The sequence below is a fragment of the Micromonospora sp. NPDC047756 genome, assembly GCF_055587245.1.
The window spans coordinates 576,156-595,505 of sequence record NZ_JBVJGQ010000004.1; the positions used below are offsets into that span (position 1 = coordinate 576,156).

General features: G+C 72.8%; 21 protein-coding genes. 6 read left to right on the forward strand and 15 right to left on the reverse strand.

What is annotated here, in order from left to right; genetic code table 11:
• Positions 1–55 precede the first annotated feature (55 nt).
• The 6 genes from ACZ6NZ_RS15865 to ACZ6NZ_RS15890 form a co-directional block, all read right to left on the reverse strand.
• The gene (locus ACZ6NZ_RS15865) at positions 56–442 is read right to left on the reverse strand and encodes an LPXTG cell wall anchor domain-containing protein (protein WP_465858745.1); all 387 of its coding nucleotides are present in this window, start codon (positions 440–442) and stop codon (positions 56–58) included.
• An 87-nt stretch (positions 443–529) separates the two neighbouring features.
• A complete protein-coding gene (locus ACZ6NZ_RS15870; protein WP_465858746.1) occupies positions 530–1,789 on the reverse strand; it encodes an outer membrane protein assembly factor BamB family protein in 1,260 nt (419 codons plus the stop codon).
• A gap of 80 nt (positions 1,790–1,869) precedes the next feature.
• Positions 1,870–2,352 carry an SRPBCC family protein gene (locus tag ACZ6NZ_RS15875; RefSeq protein WP_465858747.1) on the reverse strand — a complete coding sequence of 161 codons (483 nt, stop codon included), beginning with the start codon at positions 2,350–2,352 and terminating at the stop codon, positions 1,870–1,872.
• A 144-nt stretch (positions 2,353–2,496) separates the two neighbouring features.
• Positions 2,497–2,706 carry a DUF397 domain-containing protein gene (locus tag ACZ6NZ_RS15880; protein ID WP_354940223.1) on the reverse strand — a complete coding sequence of 70 codons (210 nt, stop codon included), beginning with the start codon at positions 2,704–2,706 and terminating at the stop codon, positions 2,497–2,499.
• 248 nt (positions 2,707–2,954) lie between these two features.
• The gene (fahA, locus tag ACZ6NZ_RS15885) at positions 2,955–4,151 is read right to left on the reverse strand and encodes a fumarylacetoacetase (protein WP_465858748.1); all 1,197 of its coding nucleotides are present in this window, start codon (positions 4,149–4,151) and stop codon (positions 2,955–2,957) included.
• Positions 4,148–5,017 (reverse strand): hypothetical protein, encoded by an 870-nt coding sequence (locus tag ACZ6NZ_RS15890; protein WP_465858749.1) that lies wholly within the window; start codon positions 5,015–5,017, stop codon positions 4,148–4,150. Before ACZ6NZ_RS15890 ends, fahA begins: the two co-directional genes overlap by 4 nt.
• 95 nt (positions 5,018–5,112) lie before the next feature.
• Here ACZ6NZ_RS15890 and ACZ6NZ_RS15895 point away from each other — a divergent pair, with 95 nt between their 5' ends.
• A complete protein-coding gene (locus ACZ6NZ_RS15895; protein ID WP_465858750.1) occupies positions 5,113–6,279 on the forward strand; it encodes a cupin domain-containing protein in 1,167 nt (388 codons plus the stop codon).
• Here ACZ6NZ_RS15895 and ACZ6NZ_RS15900 read toward each other — a convergent pair.
• The 4 genes from ACZ6NZ_RS15900 to ACZ6NZ_RS15915 are packed head-to-tail and all read right to left on the reverse strand — an operon-like array spanning position 6,276 to position 9,051.
• Positions 6,276–7,304 (reverse strand): tetratricopeptide repeat protein, encoded by a 1,029-nt coding sequence (locus ACZ6NZ_RS15900; RefSeq protein WP_465858751.1) that lies wholly within the window; start codon positions 7,302–7,304, stop codon positions 6,276–6,278. The two genes, ACZ6NZ_RS15895 and ACZ6NZ_RS15900, sit on opposite strands and share 4 nt — an antisense overlap.
• Before the next feature lie 10 nt (positions 7,305–7,314).
• Entirely contained in the window at positions 7,315–7,800 is a 486-nt protein-coding gene (ispF, locus tag ACZ6NZ_RS15905; RefSeq protein WP_465858883.1) for a 2-C-methyl-D-erythritol 2,4-cyclodiphosphate synthase, read from the reverse strand.
• Positions 7,801–7,813: 13 nt separating this feature from the next.
• Positions 7,814–8,509, reverse strand: coding sequence for a 2-C-methyl-D-erythritol 4-phosphate cytidylyltransferase (gene ispD, locus ACZ6NZ_RS15910; protein ID WP_465858752.1), 696 nt, complete (start codon positions 8,507–8,509; stop codon positions 7,814–7,816).
• Between the two features lie 56 nt (positions 8,510–8,565).
• The gene (locus ACZ6NZ_RS15915; protein ID WP_007073334.1) at positions 8,566–9,051 is read right to left on the reverse strand and encodes a CarD family transcriptional regulator; all 486 of its coding nucleotides are present in this window, start codon (positions 9,049–9,051) and stop codon (positions 8,566–8,568) included.
• Between the two features lie 328 nt (positions 9,052–9,379).
• Between ACZ6NZ_RS15915 and ACZ6NZ_RS15920 the strand changes: the two genes are divergently transcribed.
• Positions 9,380–10,072, forward strand: coding sequence for a hypothetical protein (locus ACZ6NZ_RS15920; protein WP_465858753.1), 693 nt, complete (start codon positions 9,380–9,382; stop codon positions 10,070–10,072).
• An 11-nt stretch (positions 10,073–10,083) separates the two neighbouring features.
• Here ACZ6NZ_RS15920 and ACZ6NZ_RS15925 read toward each other — a convergent pair whose 3' ends face one another.
• The 4 genes from ACZ6NZ_RS15925 to ACZ6NZ_RS15940 form a co-directional block, all read right to left on the reverse strand.
• Positions 10,084–10,728 (reverse strand): hypothetical protein, encoded by a 645-nt coding sequence (locus ACZ6NZ_RS15925; RefSeq protein ID WP_465858754.1) that lies wholly within the window; start codon positions 10,726–10,728, stop codon positions 10,084–10,086.
• A gap of 31 nt (positions 10,729–10,759) precedes the next feature.
• A complete protein-coding gene (locus tag ACZ6NZ_RS15930) occupies positions 10,760–11,809 on the reverse strand; it encodes a type III polyketide synthase (RefSeq protein ID WP_465858755.1) in 1,050 nt (349 codons plus the stop codon).
• 94 nt (positions 11,810–11,903) lie between these two features.
• Positions 11,904–13,070, reverse strand: a complete 1,167-nt coding sequence (locus ACZ6NZ_RS15935; RefSeq protein WP_357206309.1) for an acyl-CoA dehydrogenase family protein — start codon at positions 13,068–13,070, stop codon at positions 11,904–11,906.
• A gap of 40 nt (positions 13,071–13,110) precedes the next feature.
• Positions 13,111–13,884, reverse strand: coding sequence for a class I SAM-dependent methyltransferase (locus ACZ6NZ_RS15940; RefSeq protein WP_465858756.1), 774 nt, complete (start codon positions 13,882–13,884; stop codon positions 13,111–13,113).
• Between the two features lie 46 nt (positions 13,885–13,930).
• Between ACZ6NZ_RS15940 and ACZ6NZ_RS15945 the strand changes: the two genes are divergently transcribed.
• From ACZ6NZ_RS15945 to disA, 4 genes are all read left to right on the forward strand, one after another.
• Positions 13,931–14,770: a UbiA family prenyltransferase gene (locus ACZ6NZ_RS15945; RefSeq protein ID WP_366610940.1), complete on the forward strand. Its 840-nt coding sequence runs from the start codon at positions 13,931–13,933 to the stop codon at positions 14,768–14,770.
• A gap of 140 nt (positions 14,771–14,910) precedes the next feature.
• A complete protein-coding gene (locus ACZ6NZ_RS15950) occupies positions 14,911–15,690 on the forward strand; it encodes a hypothetical protein (protein WP_465858757.1) in 780 nt (259 codons plus the stop codon).
• 84 nt (positions 15,691–15,774) lie between these two features.
• A complete protein-coding gene (radA, locus tag ACZ6NZ_RS15955; RefSeq protein WP_366610943.1) occupies positions 15,775–17,232 on the forward strand; it encodes a DNA repair protein RadA in 1,458 nt (485 codons plus the stop codon).
• 131 nt (positions 17,233–17,363) lie between these two features.
• On the forward strand, positions 17,364–18,548 hold the full coding sequence (disA, locus tag ACZ6NZ_RS15960) for a DNA integrity scanning diadenylate cyclase DisA (protein ID WP_030327921.1): 1,185 nt from the start codon (positions 17,364–17,366) through the stop codon (positions 18,546–18,548).
• 7 nt (positions 18,549–18,555) lie between these two features.
• Here the strand turns inward: disA and ACZ6NZ_RS15965 are convergent, their stop codons facing one another.
• Positions 18,556–19,272: a hypothetical protein gene (locus ACZ6NZ_RS15965; RefSeq protein WP_465858758.1), complete on the reverse strand. Its 717-nt coding sequence runs from the start codon at positions 19,270–19,272 to the stop codon at positions 18,556–18,558.
• Between the last annotated feature and the right edge of the window lie 78 nt (positions 19,273–19,350).

Below are 19,350 nucleotides of genomic sequence, written 5' to 3' on the forward strand. Positions count from 1 at the left end.
GCTGTCCGCCGTCTAGCAGTCTGAAGGATGTATCGTGCTTTTTGTCCGTTTTAGCCTAACGGGCCGATCGACGCCGCCGCAGCAGGACCCCGCCGACCACCAGCGCCGCCCCCAGCAGGACCAGGATGAGAACCGATGATCCCACTCCGGTGACCGGCAGCTCGCCGCCGTGCTGCGGTGAGCGGGTCGGCGGCTGCGGTCGGTCGGTCTCGGTGGGTCGCGCCGTCGGCGTGGGCGGCTGGGTGGGCGGGGCCGTGGTCGGCGCCGGACGCACCTCGAACGTCACCCCGGTGCCGGCGCTCGGTGCCACCGCCACCCCGCCGGACGGCTGACCGGCGGCGTTCGGGGCACCCGGCGCGAGGAGCGCAGCCGCGACGACAATGAGCGCGACCAGGCCCAGCCGGCCGGCGACCGGGATCGCGAGAAGTCGTCGGTACAGCATGTCGGTTACCCCCGAATCACCCACAGTGATGTTGAGGGGACCTTATCGCCGAACGTGAACCAGAACCGTGATTGCCGGTTCCCCGGCTCAGCTCGCCACGAGGATCACCGGTTCGGACGACAGGAAGTACCGCTGGTCATCGGCGTCCGGGTCGACGGGCCGCCGGAGCCGTTCCATCGCCACGTATCCATCTTCGGCGGCCACCGCCCCGGGCGTCCAGCCGGTGCCGTCCGAGCCGACGTTCAGCCGGAAGCGGGACAGTTGCGCACCGGTCGCCGGGTTCAGCGTCACCAGGTCGTTCTCCTCGGTGAGCAGGTGCAGCCGGCCGGGCTGAACGGCGAGCAGCCGCGTCGCCGGTCCGAGGCCACCGACGCGCCACCGCTCAGCGCCGGTGCGTGCGGAACGGCCCACCGCCGTCCCGTCGAGCACCGTCACCGCCTGCTCATCGACCAGAGTCGCGCCGGCCGGGTCCAGCGCGGTGGCGGGGGCGGGCTCGCCCACACCCACCAGCCAGCCCCGACCACCCGCGTCGCCCGGCCCGGCGGTCCGCAGGCCGGCGCAGTCCGAGCGGCCGGTACGACAACCGAGCGCGGTCACCACCAACCCGTCCGGGGCGTCCGCCGGCCGCCAGCGCGACCGCACCGCGCCGGTGGCCGCGTCCCGGAACTCGACTGCGGCCGGCCCGGCGCAGGTGTCCAGGCCGATCAACTGGCCGGTCGGTGTCGTCCCGACGTCACTGCGACAGGCGCCGGGCAACTCGACCCGCCACAGTTCCCGGCCGTCGGTCAGATCGATCCCACGCGCCTCGCGGTCGCCGGTCACCACCAGCAGCATCCGGCCGTCCGGCAGGCCGGCGCGGTAGAGGCCACGCGGATCCCAGACGGTGGCTGCCCCGGTCCGTCGCACCGCCGCGTCGCCCTTGGCCGGCGCCGGGCCGTCAGCCCGCCACAGCACGCGACCGGTGGACGCGTCGAGCGCTACCACCCGACCGTCGGACCAACGGCTGACCACGGTACGACCGCTGGCGAGCACCCCGGTCAGCTCCGCCGGCCACCGCCGGTACGACCAGTACGGGCTGGTCCGGTAGCGGCCGTCGACCGGTCGGTCGGCGTAGACCTGGCGGTGTGCGGCGTACACCCGCAGTCGCCCGTCGACGATCAACGGGGCGACCGGCAACCGACCGATCACTCCGGCGGCCGGTCGGGCCGGGGCCGGATAGTCGGCCCTCGCCACAGTGCTCACCTCCGCCGGTGCGAGGACCCGGTGAACGATGACCGCGACGGCTGCCGTCGCCAGCAGCGCCGCGACCGCGATCGCGAGCCGTCGCCGGCCTCTCGGGAACCTCATGCCGCACCTCCGCCCGGCACCCTACCCAGCGGCGAGGGCCGAACCCCGAACAGGTCACGGCGAGGCCGACCGCCGGGCGCTCAGGCGGCTTCGACGGCGCCGGTGGCACCGGCCGCGACGGCGAGGTCGGCGAGATCACGCCGGAGCGCCGCCTCGACCGCCCGCGCGGCCAGCCCGCCGAGCAGCAGCGCCACCACCCGACCGTACGGAGCGGTCGGCACCGCCTCCTGGGTCACCGTGACCGCGGTGCAACCCCGACGGCGGCGGCGCACCGGCCGCAGGCTCCAGGTGATGCGGTAGTCGGCGCCGGTGCCGGAGGAGCAGAGCACCAGTCGCTGCGGCGCGAGCGCCTCGACCACCAGGAACTCCTCGGTCAGCGTGCCGCCGCCCGGCTGGACCCGCTCCTCGCGCCAGGAGGTGCCCGGCCCGAACGAACCCGGGGTGAGCACCTCGATCGGGCCGGCTGCGGTCAACCGGGCCGCGCGGCCGGGCAGGTCGGTCAGCAGACGCCAGACGTCGACAGCGTGCGCCTCGATGATCCCGGTAATCGCCACCGTCGACATGCCACCCTCCCGTGTCCCCGACGGTACGCGGAGTGAGGGCCGCACGGGGCCCCCGGGACGGAATTCCCACCACTCGGGGGCCACGTTGTCCGATTGGGCGGTCGCTTCGGCACCGGTCGTCGTGGACCGGTGCCGAAGCGCCGGTCAGCGTTCGAAGCGACCGGCCCGAATCGCGCCGATGAACGCTGTCCACCCCGGCGGGCTGACCGCGAGTGTGGGACCGGACTGGTCCTTGGAGTCGCGGACCCCGACCAGACCATGGACGTCGACCAGGTTGTCCGCCACTTCCACGCAGAGCCCCTGGTCGTTCGAGCGGCTACTGGTACGCCAGACCGCGCCCGCAAGATCGTGCATCGTCGTTACCTCCGTGTGCGTCGGGATTGCCCCACCGCTGCGGACGGGCATTGGGCCCGGCCCGGGTGGGACCACTTGATCCGCGTGACCAACGGCGCAACGAGGGCTCTTGATCGCACCCGCTGTGCGATCAAGAGTCCCGTGAACGAGACGACCCGAAAACCAGATGGTCAGAGCGCTCGGGAGGGGTCGCAGTAATCCGACTCAGCAGAGGCGAGCCGCTGCTGGGCCGTACCGCGGTGCCGGCTTCAACGAGCCGGACGAATCGTGCCGGACACCTCGCCGAGGGCGATGGTGGTGCCGTCCGGGCCGGGCGCGGTGGCGGTGATGGTCACCGTGTCGCCGTCGTCGAGGAAGGTACGGCTCTCGCCGCCCACGGTGACCGGCTCGGCCCCGCCCCAGGTCAGTTCCAGGAAGGACCCGACCTGTGCCCGTTGCGGGCCGGAGACGGTCCCGGAGGCGTACAGGTCACCGGTGCGCAGCGAAGCCCCGTTGACGGTGAGGTGCGCCAACTGCTGGGCGGGGGTCCAGTACATGGTGGCGAACGGAGGCTCGCTGACCTGGTCGCCGTTCCACTCGACCGCCAGCCGGAGGTCCAGTCCCACGTGCGGTACGGCGCGCAGGTAGTCGACCACCGGCGGATCCTGATCGGGGGCCGCCACGAACGCGTTCCCGAGCGCGTCGAGCGGCGTCACCCAGGCGGAGACCGAGGTGGCGAACGACTTGCCGAGGAACGGGCCGAGCGGCTGATACTCCCATGCCTGGATGTCCCGGGCCGACCAGTCGTTGACCAGCACCGCCCCGAAGACGTGCTCGGCGAAGTCGTCGACGGAGACCCGATCGCCCAACGCGCTCGGTACGCCCACCACGAATCCCACCTCGGCCTCGATGTCGAGGCGTACCGATGGGCCGGTGACCGGGCCCTCGGCGGAGGCCCGCTGCCCGGTCGGCCGGGTCACCGGCGTGCCGGAGACGACCACCGTGCCGGCCCGCCCGTGGTAGCCGATCGGCAGGTGCTTCCAGTTGGGCAGCAGCGGCGGCTGGCCGGGGCGGAAGATCTGCCCGACATTCGACGCGTGGTGAGCCGAGGAGTAGAAGTCGACGTAGTCGGCCACCTCGATGGGGAGCAGCAGCTCCACCTCATCGAGGGGCACCAACAGCGGCTCCACGGCGTCCCGGTGCGCCGGGTCGGTCAGCAGCTCGGCGATCCGCTGCCGCACCGCCGTCCACTGCGGACGCCCCAGGGCCATGAAGTCGTTGAGCACGGGCCGGCACAGCGTGCCGGCGGCCAGCACCAGCTCGGCGGCCTCCGCCGCCGCGAGGTCGAAGACCCAGGACCCGATCCGTACGCCGATCCGCGAAGGACCTCCGTCGCGTCGGAACACCCCGTACGGCAGGTTCGTCACCCCGTACGGCGAACCGTCGGCACCGGTCACCCAGGTCATGCGTCGTAGCCCCCGTTCACCAGCCCAAGCCGGATCAGATCGGTCAGTGGTTCCAAGATGCTGCACGAGCCGAAGCCCACCCAGAGGGGGCGAGGCCCGTCCAGCCGTGTCGTCGTACGCTCCACCAGGGGGCGCGGGTCGGCCACGGTGAGCAGCTCGGCGACCGGGCGCACACCGTCACCGTCGGCGGCGGCCAGGGTCGCGGCCAGCACGTTGGCGTAGCCGTGGTGGGTGAACCCGGTCTCCGGGTCGAGGTGTCGGATCGCCTGGTGCAGCCCGGCGGTGAGCTTGAACGGCAGGCCCCGGTCCCGGCAGGCACAGATCACGGTGGCCAGCTCGGTCGGGGTGGGGAAGAGTTCGGCGGCCAGGCCGCCGGTGCGGAACTTGGCCGCGATCGGCACCCCGCCGGCCCGCGCGGCGACGAGCGCGTCCAGCGCGCCCATCAGCCCGAAGGTCAGCGGCAGCTCGGCGTAGACGGTTTCCACGCCCGGCAGCGCGTCGGTCAGCCGCAGCAACTCGGCGATGCCGGGCAGCGGGTCCTCGCCGCGCTTGGCGACCGCCACCTCGACCTGCCGCGCGGTGACGCCGTCGGGGGCGAGAAACGACAGCGCGAACGGCAGGTTCCCGATCCCGGTGTCGCCGATCACGCCCACCACCAGGCCCTCGCCCGGGTCGACGAGACCGGTCAGCTCACCGGCGGCCACGTCCGAGGCGCGGATCAGCAGTGGGCCGACCAGGTCGGCGTACCAGGCGGCGCGGTGTTGCCGGTGGGCGACCAGGGCGTCGGGCAGCGCGGCGCTGCCCGGTGGAAAGACGGCGGCGTCGTCCACCAGGCCGGTCACGAGTGCTGGCACCTGCGTTGACACGGAACAAGAATGTACGGGACGCTACGAGGAACGGACAACAGCGTCCGATTATCGGACGCCTTCGGCCGGTGAACGGGAACTATCGGGAGGCGAAGATGCCGTATTACCGCAGCGTCGGCGAGGTGCCGCGCAAGCGCCACACCCAGTTCCGGCAGCCCGACGGCAGCCTCTACGCCGAGGAGCTGATGGGCCAGGAGGGCTTCTCCTCCGACTCGTCCCTGCTCTACCACCGGCACGCGCCCACCGCGATCCTGGCCGCCGACGAGTTCACCCCGGCCGCCTTCACCCGGGCGCCGAACCTGCCGCTCAAGCCCCGCCACCTGCGCACCCACAAACTGGACACCGGCGGTTCCGACCCCATCCTCGGCCGGCAGTACCTGCTGGCCAACGACGACGTACGGATCGGTTACGTCCTCGCCGACCGACCCTCACCGCTGTTCCGCGACGCCACCGGCGACCACTGCCTCTACGTCGAGTCGGGCACCCTGCGGGTCGAGTCCCCGTTCGGCGTGCTGGACGCGGTCGCCGGCGACTACGTCGTCATCCCCACCTCGACCATCCACCGGCTGGTGCCCACCGGCGACCAACCCGTCCGGCTGCTGGCCGTCGAGGCGTCCGGGCACATCGGCCCGCCCAAGCGCTACCTCTCCGTACGCGGCCAGTTCCTGGAGCACTCGCCGTACTGCGAGCGGGACGTCCGCGGCCCCGACGCCCCGCTGCTCGTCGACGGCGAGGAGGTCGAGGTGCTGGTCCGGCACCGGCGCGGCTGGACCCGTTACGTCTACGCCAACCACCCGTTCGACGTGGTCGGCTGGGACGGGCACCTCTACCCGTGGGCGTTCTCGATCCACGACTTCGAGCCGATCACCGGCCGCATCCACCAGCCCCCGCCGGTGCACCAGACCTTCCAGGGGCCCAACTTCGTCATCTGCTCGTTCGTGCCCCGCAAGGTCGACTATCACCCGCAGTCGATCCCGGTGCCGTACAACCACCACAACGTCGACTCCGACGAGATGCTCTTCTACACCGGGGGCAACTACGAGGCACGGCGCGGCTCCGGCATCGAGCAGGGTTCGATCTCCCTGCACCCGTCCGGCTTCACCCACGGCCCCCAGCCGGGTGCCGCCGAGCGCTCCATCGGCGCGGACTACTTCGACGAGCTGGCCGTCATGGTCGACACCTTCCGCCCGCTGGACCTCTGCGACGCCGCCAGCTCCTGCGAGGACGAGGGGTACGCCTGGACGTGGGCGCGTTCCGTCTAGCGGATGGCGGTTCGGGTGAATACCGCGAACTCGGCTACCGCTGTGGTGGCGATGGCGAGCACCAGGGGCCACGGGGAGCCGACCACGGCGTACACCAGCAGCAGCAGCGGCGCGGCGGCCACGGCGTAGACGGCCAGGGCCATCGCCCGGTCCGAGTGCAGCAGGGCGGGCAGGACGGTCCGGGTCAGCCCCGGCAGCCGGGCCGCGAGCTGCCACACGATGATCCCGCCGGTGAGCGCGGCGAGCACCGCCAGCACGCGGGAGAAGCCGTCGCTCGCCGACGCCGCGAACGCGACCAGCACCGCCGCCACCAACGACCAGCCCGCGCCGTAGAGGACCAGGCGGTGCAGCCCGTACGCGAGGGTTCGGGGCGAGTCGATCCGCCTCGGGCTGACCGTCACCGCCTCGGCGACGTGCTCCAACGCCTCCGACCAGCGACGCTGCTCCAGCCGCAGCACACCCACGTCGTGACCGGCCTCGCCGATCCGCGGGTCGAGCCGCAGCGCCTCCCGGTAGGCCCGCTCGGCCAGGTCGAACAGGTCCAGGCGGGCGGCGACCAGGCTGAGCACCAGGTGGGCCTGCGGCTCCTGCGGAGCCAACTCGACACCGCGCCAGGCCGCGTTCAGCGCTGGCTGGCCGTTGCGGGCGCCGGCCAGGATCGCCGCCGCGCTCCGCTGGGCGTACGCGTCGGCCGGGCCGAGGGCGAGGATCCGGTCAGCGGTGCCCGCCGACTCGCTGTAGCGCTCCAGATCGGCCAGGGCCATGCCCCTGGCGACCAGCGGGGGCAGCGCCTCCGGTGCGGCTGCCACGGCCGTGTCGGCGGCGGTGAGCGCCTCGGACGGGCGGCCGGCGGCCAGGTGCACCCGGGCCAGCATGGTGAGCGCCTCGACGTCACCCGGCTGGAGGGCCAACCCGTAGGCCAGTTCCCCGGCCGCCTCGTCGTAGCGGCCGAGTTCGGCGAGGAGTTGGGCCCGCTGGACGTAGCCGTCGGCGGCGGACTGGTCGGGGGCAGGGTCGCTGGACATCGCGGCGAGCTTAGGCGGCCGGCGCGTCGTACACCAGGGCCACCGCGACCCCGGCCAACCCTTCCTCACGGCCGGCGAAGCCGAGCCCGTCGGTGGTCGCCGCCGAGACGGTGACCGGGGCGCCGACCGCGGCGGAGAGGACCTCCTGCGCCTCCGCGCGGCGCCGGCCGATCTTGGGACGGTTGCCGATGACCTGCACGGACACGTTGCCGATCTCCAGACCGGCGGCGCGCACCCGACGGGCCGTCTCGGTCAGCAGAGCCACCCCGGACGCGCCGGCCCACTCCGGCTGGCCCACCCCGAAGGCGGAACCGAGATCGCCGAGACCGGCGGCGGAGAGCAGGGCGTTGCAGGCGGCGTGCGCCGCCACGTCGGCGTCGGAGTGCCCGGCGAGGCCGTCCTGATCGGGCCAGAACAGCCCGGCCACCCAGCACGGCCGGCCCGGCTCGAACGCGTGCACGTCGGTGCCGATGGCCACCCGGGGAACGATCATGATCAGAGGGTACGCGTCAACCGGCCGCGGCAAGCAGGTGCTCGGCCAGAGCCAGGTCGAACGGTCGGGTGATTTTCAGCGCGTACTCCGAGCCGGGCACGCAGCTCACCACGACGCCCTGCTTCTCGACCAGCCCGGCGTCGTCGGTGAGGGGGTCACCGGCGGCGGCGTGAGCGGCGCTGAGCACGACCCGACGGAAGCCCTGCGGGGTCTGCACCGCGCGCAGTGCGGAACGGTCGACGGTGCCGAGCACCACCTCGTCGGCACCGACTTCCTTGATCGTGTCGACGACCGGCAGGACCGGGATCACCGCGTCGCGCCCGCCACGGACCGCCGCCGCGACGGATTCGACCAGCTCAGGTGGGGTGAGTGCCCGGGCGGCATCGTGCACCAGGACGATCGTCGGGCCGGGGGGCACAGCGGCCAGCGCGGCGGCCACCGACGCCTGCCGTTCGGCACCGCCGGGCACCACCGTCACCGGGGCGACCGGGGCCAACAGCTCGCGGACGGCCTGCACCTCGGCGGCCGGCGCGGCCACCACGATGGTGTGCACCGACGGCGCGGCGGCCAGTCGACGCACGGCGTGCACCAGCAGCGGTTCACCGGCGAGCAGGCGCAGCGCCTTGGGTCGGCCGGGGCCGAGCCGTACGCCGGCACCCGCCGCAGGCACGAGGACCGCGACGTCACCGCGCGGGTTGAGCTGCGCGGTCACGTCGCGGTCCTCGGTGGTTTCTTCACTACGAAGTGGGTACGACGATGCTGTGCGGACTAGGCCTCGGTGAGGACCTTGTCGAGCAGCGTCTCCGCCTCGTCCTTGGTGCTCTTCTCCGCCAGCGCGACCTCGCCGACGAGGATGTCGCGGGCCTTGGCGAGCATCCGCTTCTCGCCCGCAGAGAGGCCCCGCTCCCGCTCCCGACGCCACAGGTCACGCACGACCTCGGCGACCTTCAGCGGGTTGCCGGAAGCCAGCTTTTCCAGATTGGCCTTGTAACGCCGCGACCAGTTGGTCGGCTCCTCGGTGTGCGGAGCCCGCAGAACGTCGAAGACCTTCCCGAGGCCCTCTTCGCCGACCACCTCGCGGACGCCCACGATCTCGGCGTTCTCGGCCGGCACCCGGACCGTCAGGTCACCCTGCGCGACCCTCAGGACGAGGTATTGCTTAGGCTCGCCCTTGATGACCCGAGTCTCGATTGCCTCGATGAGTGCGGCCCCGTGGTGGGGGTAAACAACGGTCTCGCCGACACTGAAAACCATAGGTTCGAAACCCCTTTCGCTGTGTCTAGGGTAACACGCTCAGGCACCGATGTCTCACCGATGTCCTGACCGTTGGCGCAGCTCAGGGGCCCTGTGAGAGGTCTTGCTTCAGCTTGACAGGCGGTCAAACCGATGGTTCGAACACGCTCCGTAACGCGGAAATGACTGCCCGGTACGGGTGAACAGAACGTCGAGATCAAGGGCTATGCGCTCCTCCCATGGTAGCCCGGCCGGCAGGACCGCGCCCAGATGTAGCGCGAGGTGCCCCTGGTGCGCGACCCTGGAGACCGAGCCGCACTCAGCTCTCGAGACGCTTCCAGGGGGTCCGATGGGCAAGCCGGACGCAGAGGGTCACGGGCCAGCCGACGGCCTGCCCGGCCTACCGCCCGAATGGGGCCGCGTGGTGGTTCCCGACGACGCCTCCGCGCTGGCCGCCGAGGCCGATCAGATCCGCCGTGAGCTGCGCCGGGCCGCCGGCCTCCCCAGCGGTTACCGGGTCCTGGGCCTGCCGCTGGCGGTGCTGCTGGTGGCGATCCTCACCACGCTGGCCGGCCTGCTGGCGGTCACCTGGCCACGCGCCAACCGTGGCGTCGACCGGCCGACCCCGGCCCCCTACTCGCCACCCGCGGCTCTCGTCGGTCGGGCGCTGCCCGCACTGGACCTGGTCGGTGCGGATGACGCCCCCGTGCCACTGCGCGGCCTGCTACCCGCCATGATCATCTTGTTGGACGGCTGCCCCTGCCCGGACCGGGTCAGCGACGCCCTGGCAGCCGCGCCCGCCGGCGTCTCCGTGGTCACCGTCACCGGCGGGCGGACGGTGCCAGCCGGGCCCACCATCGAGCGACAGGCTCGCGCCCTGGCCGACCCCGCCGGCGGGCTGCGGTCGTTCCTGGGCCAGCCGGCCCGCTCCGGCGTCGCGACCGCCCTGCTTGTCGACCGGGCCGGCATCGTGACCCGGGTGCTGCCCGAGGTGGGCAGCAGCGACTCCTACCGGAACGACCTGAACGCCCTCGCCGCCTGAGCCGGTCGCGCCTACCGGGGCAGCGCGACGAGTTGCGCCTGGATGTCGATGGGCCGGTCGACGGCCGACAGCGACAACCGGAACGGCCCACCAAAGGGCAGCACCTCGGCGTTGGCGATCGTGCCGTCGCAGTCGATCCGTAGCTGACCGTTGATCTTGGCTTCGTCGCTCGTGAGCGCCAACGTGCCGGGCCGGGTGCACCGGTACTGGAGCAGGTAGCGGGCGCCGCTGTCGTTGGCCTGCCGGGTCACTTCCTGGCCGGGAGCGAGCTCCCGCTGCTCCCGCCAGACGGTCTCGTTGAACGGGGGCAGGTCACCCGAGGGGAAGAGCACCTCGGGATCGCCCTCGATGTCGCTGATCGAACCCGTCTCCGGGTCGACCACCGCCCACGGGCCGCTCTCCACCCGGATGACCGCGCCGGTGTCCGGATCCATCCGTGCCGTGATCCGCTCTTCGGGCTCCTCAGCCGCGATGAGACGCTCCAGTGGGGTGCTGACGCTCCGCTCGGCGCTCGGCGTCGCCGTGGCAGAAGCAGCCGTCCCGGCCGTCGACGAAGGCGCGGCCGAGTGCCACCACCAGCCGCCCACGACCAGTGCGGCCGCCGCGGCACCGAACAGCACCACCGAACGCACCCGGTCGTCCGCCGTCGCATCCACCCACCGAGCGTACCGGGCGGCCCGACGAGGTTCAGCCCTGTCGAACGAGCAGGGCGGCATACAGGGTGAGGCCGGGGCCGAAGGCCAACATGACGATGCGCCGCGCCGCCGGGGTGGCCCGGCCCAACCGGTCCAGGATCAGCAGGACGGTCGGCGACGAGCAGTTGCCGTGCTCGTCGAGCGTCGCCCGGGACGCCGCCAGCCCTTGCGGCGGCAACGCCAACTCCCGTTCCACGACGTTGAGGATCCGCGGCCCGCCCGGGTGCACGGCCCAACCGTCCACCTCGGAGCTGGTGACGCCGTGCCGGGCCAGCAGATCGTCGACCAGCCCCCGGACGTGCCTCGACAGCACCTGCGGCACCTTCGGCGAGAGCCCCATCCGAAAGCCGGCGTCGGTGACGTCCCAGGTCATGTGGTCGGCGGTCGAGGTGTCGGTGACAGCGGTGACCTCGCGCACCGCGTACCCCGAGCCGCCGGGGACGACCACGGCGGCGACCGCGGCGTCCGAGAACAGCGCGTGGGAGACGATCTGCTGGGTGTCCACCCGGGCGCTGGACGGCTGGATGTGCAGGCTCGTCAGCTCCGCGCAGAGCAACAACGCCGGACGCCCCCGGGAGGTGACGAAGTCACTCGCCGCGCCGAGCCCCGGCAACGCCGCGTAACAGCCCATGTGGCCGATGAACATCCGCTGGGTGTCGGCGGCCATGCCCAGGTCCCGGGCGAGCAGGATGTCCAGCCCCGGGGTGGCGTAGCCGGTGCAGGAGCAGACGATGAACATCCCGATGTCGCCGGCGCTCAGCCCGGCGGCGGTCAACGCCCGACCCACCGCCTCCTTGCCCAACGGCAGCGCCTCCACCTGGTAGCGGCGCATCCGGCGCTCGGTCGGCCAGTCCGAGACGTCCTCCAGCAGCGGATTGACCGCGGCCTGCCGCCGGGTCACCCCCGAGTTGGCGAAGATTCGCTGGGCCAACGACCGGGTGGTGCCGGAGAAGTGCCGGGAGAAGAAGCCCTCCCACAACTCGTCCTGCGAAGCGGACGGCGGCTGCGCTGTCCCGAGCCCCGCGATCACTGGTACGGACACGATCCCCACCTCTCGTCAGATGCCGTCCTCCCCCTGGCCGTCCCACCAGCCACCTCGGCTGGTCGTTCCTTCGTACGAGCCCGGTGGCGCGGGCTCACCAACGTGGTGCCGATCCGTCACGATCCGGGTCGCCGCCCAGCGCGGCGATGCCGAGCCAGTCGGCGCAGACATCCGACGTGGCCGGGTGCAGCGAGCCGCAGCGGGCGTCTCGGTAGAGCCGTTCGAGGGGATGACCACGGCGGGTGGCCGAGGTGCCCGCCGCCTCCAGCACCGACGCCGCCACCTCGGCGGCCGTGGTGCCGGCCAGCAACTTCGCCCGCCACACCCAACGGTTGGTCTCCTCGTCACCGGGCGCCTCGTCCACCCGGCGGGCCGCCTCGGCCACCACCAGTTGCGCGGCGGCCGTCGCCGCGTCCGCCCGACCCAGCCGGGCCCGCACCGCCGGCAGACCGGCGAGGTTGCGGGCGTTCAGGTGTTCGGCCGCCGCGTCGATCGCCGCGCGGGCGACCCCCACGTAGACGGCCGCGTAACTGGCCACCAACCAGTGCGGCATCAGCTGGGCGACCACCAGCGCGAGCCCCTCCACGCCGCCGAGCAGCCGGTCGGCGGGGACTGTGACGTCCAGGTGCAGGTCGTGGGAGGAGGTGGCGCGCATGCCGAGCGAGTCCCAGGTCGGCTCCACGGTCAGCCCGTCGCCGGCCGGCACCAGGAACTGCGAGACCACCGACTGGTCGGCCGCGCTGCGCGCCGCCACCAGGTAGCCGTCCGCGTGCCCGGCCCCGGAGCAGAAGGTCTTGCTGCCCTTGAGGTGCCAACCCCCGTCGGTCGGCTCGTACGCCGTGGTGAGCTGGGACAGCCGGGCACCCGCGCCCCGCTCGCTCATCGCGACCGCGTACCAGGAGCCCTGCGCCGCCGCGCTGAGCAGCCGGTCGCGGGCGGCCAGCGCCTCGTCGGGTACGCCCAGCGCCTCGGCCAGCTCCTCGGTGACCGCGCCCAGCGCGCCGGTCACCGACGCGTGCATGTTGAACACGAGGGCGGTCGCACCGTTGCCCCGGGCAAGCTCGGTGGCCACCGCTGCGTACTCGGCGAAGGTGGCACCCAGACCGCCGAGCGCCCGGGGCACCATCAGCCCGAACAGGCCGGCCTCACGCAGGTCGGCGAAGTCGTCCACGGGGAAGGAACCGTCCCGGTCGTGCTCGGCCGCCCGCGCGGCGAACCGCGGCGCCAACCGGCGTGCTGCCTCAAGCGCGTGCACCGTCATCTCGTTCCTCCTCGGCGTTCCATACCCCGCCAGCGCCTGACTATCCTTTGCGGACCCCCCGGCCCTGGTACAGCACGGCGGTGGAGCGGGTCGGCACGATGCGCGGCGCGCGGCCGACGGGCACCGCAGCGCCCGTTCGGCTCGCGCGAGCGCGGCGCAGCAGCCAGGCGAGCACCCCGCCGACCTGCGGACGGATGCCCCGCAAGCTCAGGTCGACATCGTGTCGGGCGCACTCGGCGACCAGCGCCCGCGCGTCCACGAACAACCGTGGATCATGGATGCCGCGCGGCACCGTCGGCAGGCGTTCACCGATCCGGACCGCGACGAGCCGGGCCAGCGCCGTGTCGTTGAGGGTGTCCAGCACCAGCACGCCGCCGGGGCGCAGCAGCCGACACGCCTCGGCCACCGCGCGCGGCCAGGCCGGCACGTGCTCCAGCAACTCACCGGCCGAGACCACGTCGGCGCAGCCGTCAGGCAGGGGCACCGCCGTGGCGTCACCCTGGACCACCCGTACCCCGTGCTCGGCCGCCTGGACGAGGGCCGAGCGGGTCAGGTCCACCCCGACGTGGCGGTAGCCCTTGCCCGCCAGGTGCGGCGCGAGCAGGCCGGCGCCGCAACCCAGGTCGACGAGCAACGCGTCCGGACGGGTGGCCGGCGGCACCAGCGCGGCACGGGCCTCAGCGAGCCAGTGCAGCATCGCGAACGCACCATCCGGCCGCCACCACTCACCGGCCAGATCGTCGTACTGACGCGGATCGTTTCGCGGCAGCACCCTCGGACCGGTGGACGCCCCGGCCGCAGCCACGTCTCGCATGGAACCGAGCGTGGCACGACTGCTCGGTAACGACCAGACTTCCCTTATGTCGTCGAGGGTGTTAGGGCTGGTCAGAGCGAGCCATCCGGAACCGGCCGCAGCGGTGACCACGGTGGCCGGTCTGCTGGCCTGGGGAGTGGGCCACCGGCCGACCGGAATCGTCTCGGTGGTGCTCGCCGTGCTGGCCAGCCAGCTCGCCGTCGGCTGGACCAACGACGCGCTGGACGCCGAGCGGGACGCCACTGTGGGGCGTACCGACAAGCCGGTCGCCAGTGGCGCCGTCGAGCGCCGCGTCACGGCCTGGGCCGCCGCGGTGGCCGCGGTGGCCTGCCCGCTGCTGGCGCTGACCACGAACCCGGTGGCGGCCTTCTGGCTGACGCTCGCCCTGGTCTCCGCCCTGCTCTACGACTGGCCGCTCAAGGCCACCGCGTTCTCGGTGCTGCCCTACGCCGTGTCGTTCGGCGCGCTGCCCGCCTTCGTGGTCCTGGCGCTGCCCGGCCAACCGTCCCCCCCGGTCTGGCTGGTGGCGGCGGCGGCCTGCCTGGGCGCCGGCGCCCACTTCGCCAACGTGCTGCCCGACCTGGCCGACGACGCCCGCACCGGCGTGCGCGGCCTGCCCCACCGGCTCGGTGCCGTCGGCAGCCGGGTGGCCGCGGCGGGCCTCCTCCTCGCGGCGACCGCGACCCTGGTCCTCGGGCCACCCGGGCCGCCGTCGGCGATCGGCTGGGCGGCGGTCGGCACGGCCGCCGTGGTGCCACCGCTGAGCTGGTACGCCGGACGCTCGGCGACCCGGGCCGGCCGGCGGCCGGTGGCGGCCTTCCGGGCGGTGATGCTGGTGGCCCTCATCGACGTGGTTCTGCTGGTGGCGAGCGGTCGGGTGGTGTGAACGCCACCCGGGCAGGTGGCATTGCCGGGTCCGTGTGCGGGCCTCGATCACTCCCAACTACCCTGGAGCGCGGTCTGCGCGGGTATGGCCACCGTGCCCGGCGTACGGCCCGGGTGGGGATTGTGACGAGGAGGACCGACGTGACGCGCTCGATCAGGGGATCCCGGCGGGCGGCCCTGTTGCTGTCCGGGATTGCGGCGGCCAGCCTGCTGGCTTCCGGATGCGGCACCGGTCAGATCGCCGAGACCGCGTTGAAGGAGCCGTCGGTCCAGGGCGTCAACCTCACGACCAGCAACGGTTCCTTCTCCGTGCGGGGCCTGCTCGTGGACTACCCCGGCACCGAGGGTTACCAGGCCGGGCAGGACGCGGGGCTCGGCGCCGTGATCTACAACGACTCCAAGGAGACGGTGACGGTCACCGTCACCACGGAGAGCGCCCGCGAGGTGGTGATCAGCGGCGGCTCGGCGAGCCCGTCGCCGTCCGCCTCGGAGTCCTCCTCCATGAGCCCGTCGCCGTCCGGATCGGCCAGCCCGTCGAACTCGACGTCCGGCTCACCGAGCCCGTCGGCGACGCCTTCCGAGACCGGATCGTCCTCGGCCACCCCGTCCGCCCCGGAGTCGGCGCGGGCGTCCGGTTCGGCCAGCCCCGCCGCCCCGGGTCAGCCGGCCCGGATCGAGCTGGCGCCGTTGAGCTACATCCAGTTCAACTCCGAGGCCACCACCCAGCTGCGGCTGATCGGCCTGACCGAGGCGCTGCGCTCCGGCCAGAACGTCGTCGTGACCTTCGACTTCGGCAACGGCAACACGGTCACCGGCCAGGCGCCGATCGCGGTGCCGCTCACCCCGGCGGCCCCTCCGTCGCCGATCATCGAGCGCGAGGGTGGCTACGAGGGCAACGAGGGCGGCACGACCCACGAGTGACCGACCCGCACATCGACGAACACCCCGGCGTGGTGACCACCACGCCGGGGTGTTTTCGTCGTACGCGAGGGCTAGCGTCCTGATGTGACCACCTCCCGATCGACAGCTCCGCGTGGCGGCACGGCCGGTGCCGCCCGTGGTCGGTCCGCCGCCCGCGAACAACGCCCGGCCTACCAGTGCGACGCCTGCGGGCACCAGCCGCCCAAGTGGGTCGGGCGCTGTCCGGAGTGCGGCGAGTGGGGGGCGGTCGTCGAGCACACGGTGACCGGCCCCACCGTCTCCGGTCGGGTGGTCAGCTCCCGGATGCCGTCCGAGCCGGCCCGGCCGATCGCCACCATCAGCGCCGCGCCGGCCCGCGCCCGCCCCACCGGGGTGAGCGAGCTCGACCGGGTGCTCGGCGGCGGCCTGGTCCCCGGTGCCGTGGTGCTGCTCGCCGGCGAGCCCGGCGTGGGCAAGTCGACACTCCTTCTCGATGTGGCGCAGCAGTGGGCGGTCGGTGCCGGCAGCCCCTCGCTGGTGGTCAGCGGCGAAGAGTCGGTCAGTCAGGTGCGCCTACGCGCCGAGCGGATGGGCACCCTGCACGAGCAGCTCTACCTCGCCGCCGAGAGCGACCTCGCCTCGGTGCTCGGTCACCTCGACGCGGTCAAGCCGGGCCTGTTGGTGCTCGACTCGGTGCAGACCATCTCGACCACCGGCACCGAGGGGGTGCCCGGTGGGGTGACCCAGGTCCGCGCGGTCACCGCCGCGTTGGTCTCGGTCGCCAAGGAGCGGGGCATCGCCACCGTGCTGGTCGGGCACGTCACCAAGGACGGCCAGGTGGCCGGGCCTCGGGTGCTGGAGCACCTGGTCGATGTGGTGCTGCACTTCGAGGGCGACAAGCACTCGTCGCTGCGCCTGGTGCGCGGCGTGAAGAACAGGTTCGGCGCGGCTGACGAGGTCGGCTGCTTCGAGATGCACGAGGGTGGCATCAGCAGCCTGGCCGACCCGTCCGGGCTGTTCCTGACCCGCTACGCGGAGCCGGTCCCGGGCACCTGCGTGACGGTGGCCATGGAGGGGCGGCGGGCCCTGGTCACCGAGGTGCAGGCGTTGATCGGCGCGACAGTGGCGGGTTCTCCCCGGCGCACCGTCTCCGGTCTCGACTCGGCGCGACTGGCGATGGTGCTCGCCGTGCTGCAACGGCGCACCGAGCGGCTGACCCTGCACGACCGGGAGGTCTTCGCCGCCACGGTGGGCGGAATCCGGGTGGTGGAGCCGGCCGCCGACCTGGCGGTGGCTCTGGCGGTCGCCTCCGGGGGGCTCAACCTGGCGATCGCGCCGCACCTGGTGGCGATCGGCGAGGTGGGGCTGACCGGCGAGGTGCGCCGGGTCGGGGCGGTGCCACGCCGGCTGGCCGAGGCCGCCCGGCTGGGGTTCAAGGTGGCCCTGGTGCCGCCCGGCTGCGGCCCGGCCAGCACCGGCGCAGGCCCCGAGCAGATGCGGGTGACCGAGGTCACCGACGTCCGTTCCGCGCTGCACCATGCGGCTCGCGCGTCCGCCGAGTGACCCACCGTGCCGACGAGGGCGGCGAAACCGGACAGCACGTCGCAAGCGGGAAACGTGGGAAAGGGCGGCATCGTGACACATCACAGTAACCACGACAGCACCCACCGCACGACAGTCCGTAGACTGTGCGCGTGCCGATCGACCGCGATACCACCAAGCCAGCCGGCGCGCCGCCCCAGGCCCGCACCGGCGCCGTGGGCTCGCCCGCCCGCCCGATCAGCGTGAGCGTGACTGCGGGAGCCGCCGGGAGCGCCGGAGATCCGCTACGGGCCAATCTCGCCCTGATGGCCCCGGGCACCGCACTGCGCGACGGTTTGGAGCGCATCCTGCGGGGTCGCACGGGCGCGCTCATCGTGCTCGGCTACGACAAGGTGGTCGAGGGCCTCTGCACCGGCGGCTTCCCGCTGGACGTGGAGTTCTCCGCGACCCGTGTGCGCGAGCTGTGCAAGATGGACGGCGCCGTCGTGCTCTCCAGCGACGGCACCAGGATCGTCCGGGCGGCAGTGCACCTGATGCCCGACCCGTCCATCCCGACCGAAGAGTCCGGCACCCGGCACCGCACCGCCGAGCGAGTGGCCCGCCAGACCGGCTACCCGGTCATCTCGGTCAGCCAGTCCATGCGGATCATCAGCCTCTACGTCAACGGCCAGCGGCACGTGCTCGACGACTCGGCAGCCATCCTCTCCCGCGCCAACCAGGCGCTCGCCACCCTGGAGCGCTACAAGCTCCGGCTGGACGAGGTCTCCGGCACGCTCTCCGCCCTGGAGATCGAGGATCTGGTCACCGTGCGGGACGCGGTGGCGGTGGTGCAGCGGCTGGAGATGGTTCGCCGGATCGCCGACGAGATCGCCGGCTACGTGGTGGAGCTGGGCACCGACGGCCGCCTGCTCGCCCTCCAACTCGACGAGCTGATGGCCGGCGTGGACGCCGACCGCACGCTGGTCATCCGGGACTACCTCCCCGTCGGCCGTAAGTCACGCACCCTGGACGAGGCTCTCGTCGAGCTGGACCTGCTCGGTGCCACCGAGCTGATCGACCTGGTCTCGGTGGCAAAGGCGATCGGCTACCCGGCCGCGTCCGACGCGCTCGACGCCGCGGTCAGCCCGCGCGGCTTCCGGCTGCTGGCCAAGGTGCCCCGGCTGCCGGTGGCGGTGGTCGATCGCCTGGTGCTGCACTTCGGCAGCCTCCAGCGTCTGCTCGGCGCGACCGTGGAAGACCTGCAGGCCGTCGAAGGGGTCGGCGACGCCCGGGCCCGCGGCGTCCGTGAGGGGCTGTCCCGGCTCGCCGAGGCATCCATCCTGGAACGCTACGTCTGACCCCGGCTCAGCCGGTGACGGTGAGCTTCACCGGGTCGCTGAGCTTCGTGCCGACTCGGGCGAACACCTGGTACGACCCGATCGGCGGGAACGGTCCTCCGGCCAACGCGCCGTCACAACGGCTGGTGTCCCGTCCGTTCCACGGCACCTGGTAGGAGCGCTCGTGGTTCGGCGTGAAGGACACCACGTCCGAGCCCTGGACCTTGCCGCAGGTGTCCGACGACCAGATTTTCTCGGCACCGGACTTGATGAAGATCTCCTGGAGGTCGGCGCCGACATTGCGGCTGCACGTCCGGTCCGACGTGTTCTTGATCCTCAGTTGCAGCTCGACCACCGCGCCCCGCTGCACCGAGGTCGGGCTCGCCGACGAGACCACGCTGATCTCCCCGTCGGTGCAGGTGCCGTCGTCCTCCGAACCGGCCGCCGCGCCCAGCGGCGGTGTGTTGCTGGTGACCGCCGGGCTCGGACTCGTCGCACCCGAATCAGCGGACGCGGACGACGACGGACCGCCGGTCTGCGGGGCCAGCACCGGCCCAGCGGGGCCTGACGTCGCGGCGGACGTCGCCGACGGCGACCCGCCCGCCTTCGGCTCCTTGTCGCCGGAACGACCCGAACCGGTGCAGGAGTAAAGCAGGACAATCAGGAACAGGAACCCCGCTCCGAGTACGACGGCGCGACGCCGCCAGTACACGGCGGGTGGCAGGGGGCCGACCGTCAGACGCATGATGCCCTCCACCGTAGCCGCGCCGTACCCGGCAGTGCGGCGCGACGCGCCGGAACCGATTCGAGGGGTACGCCCGAA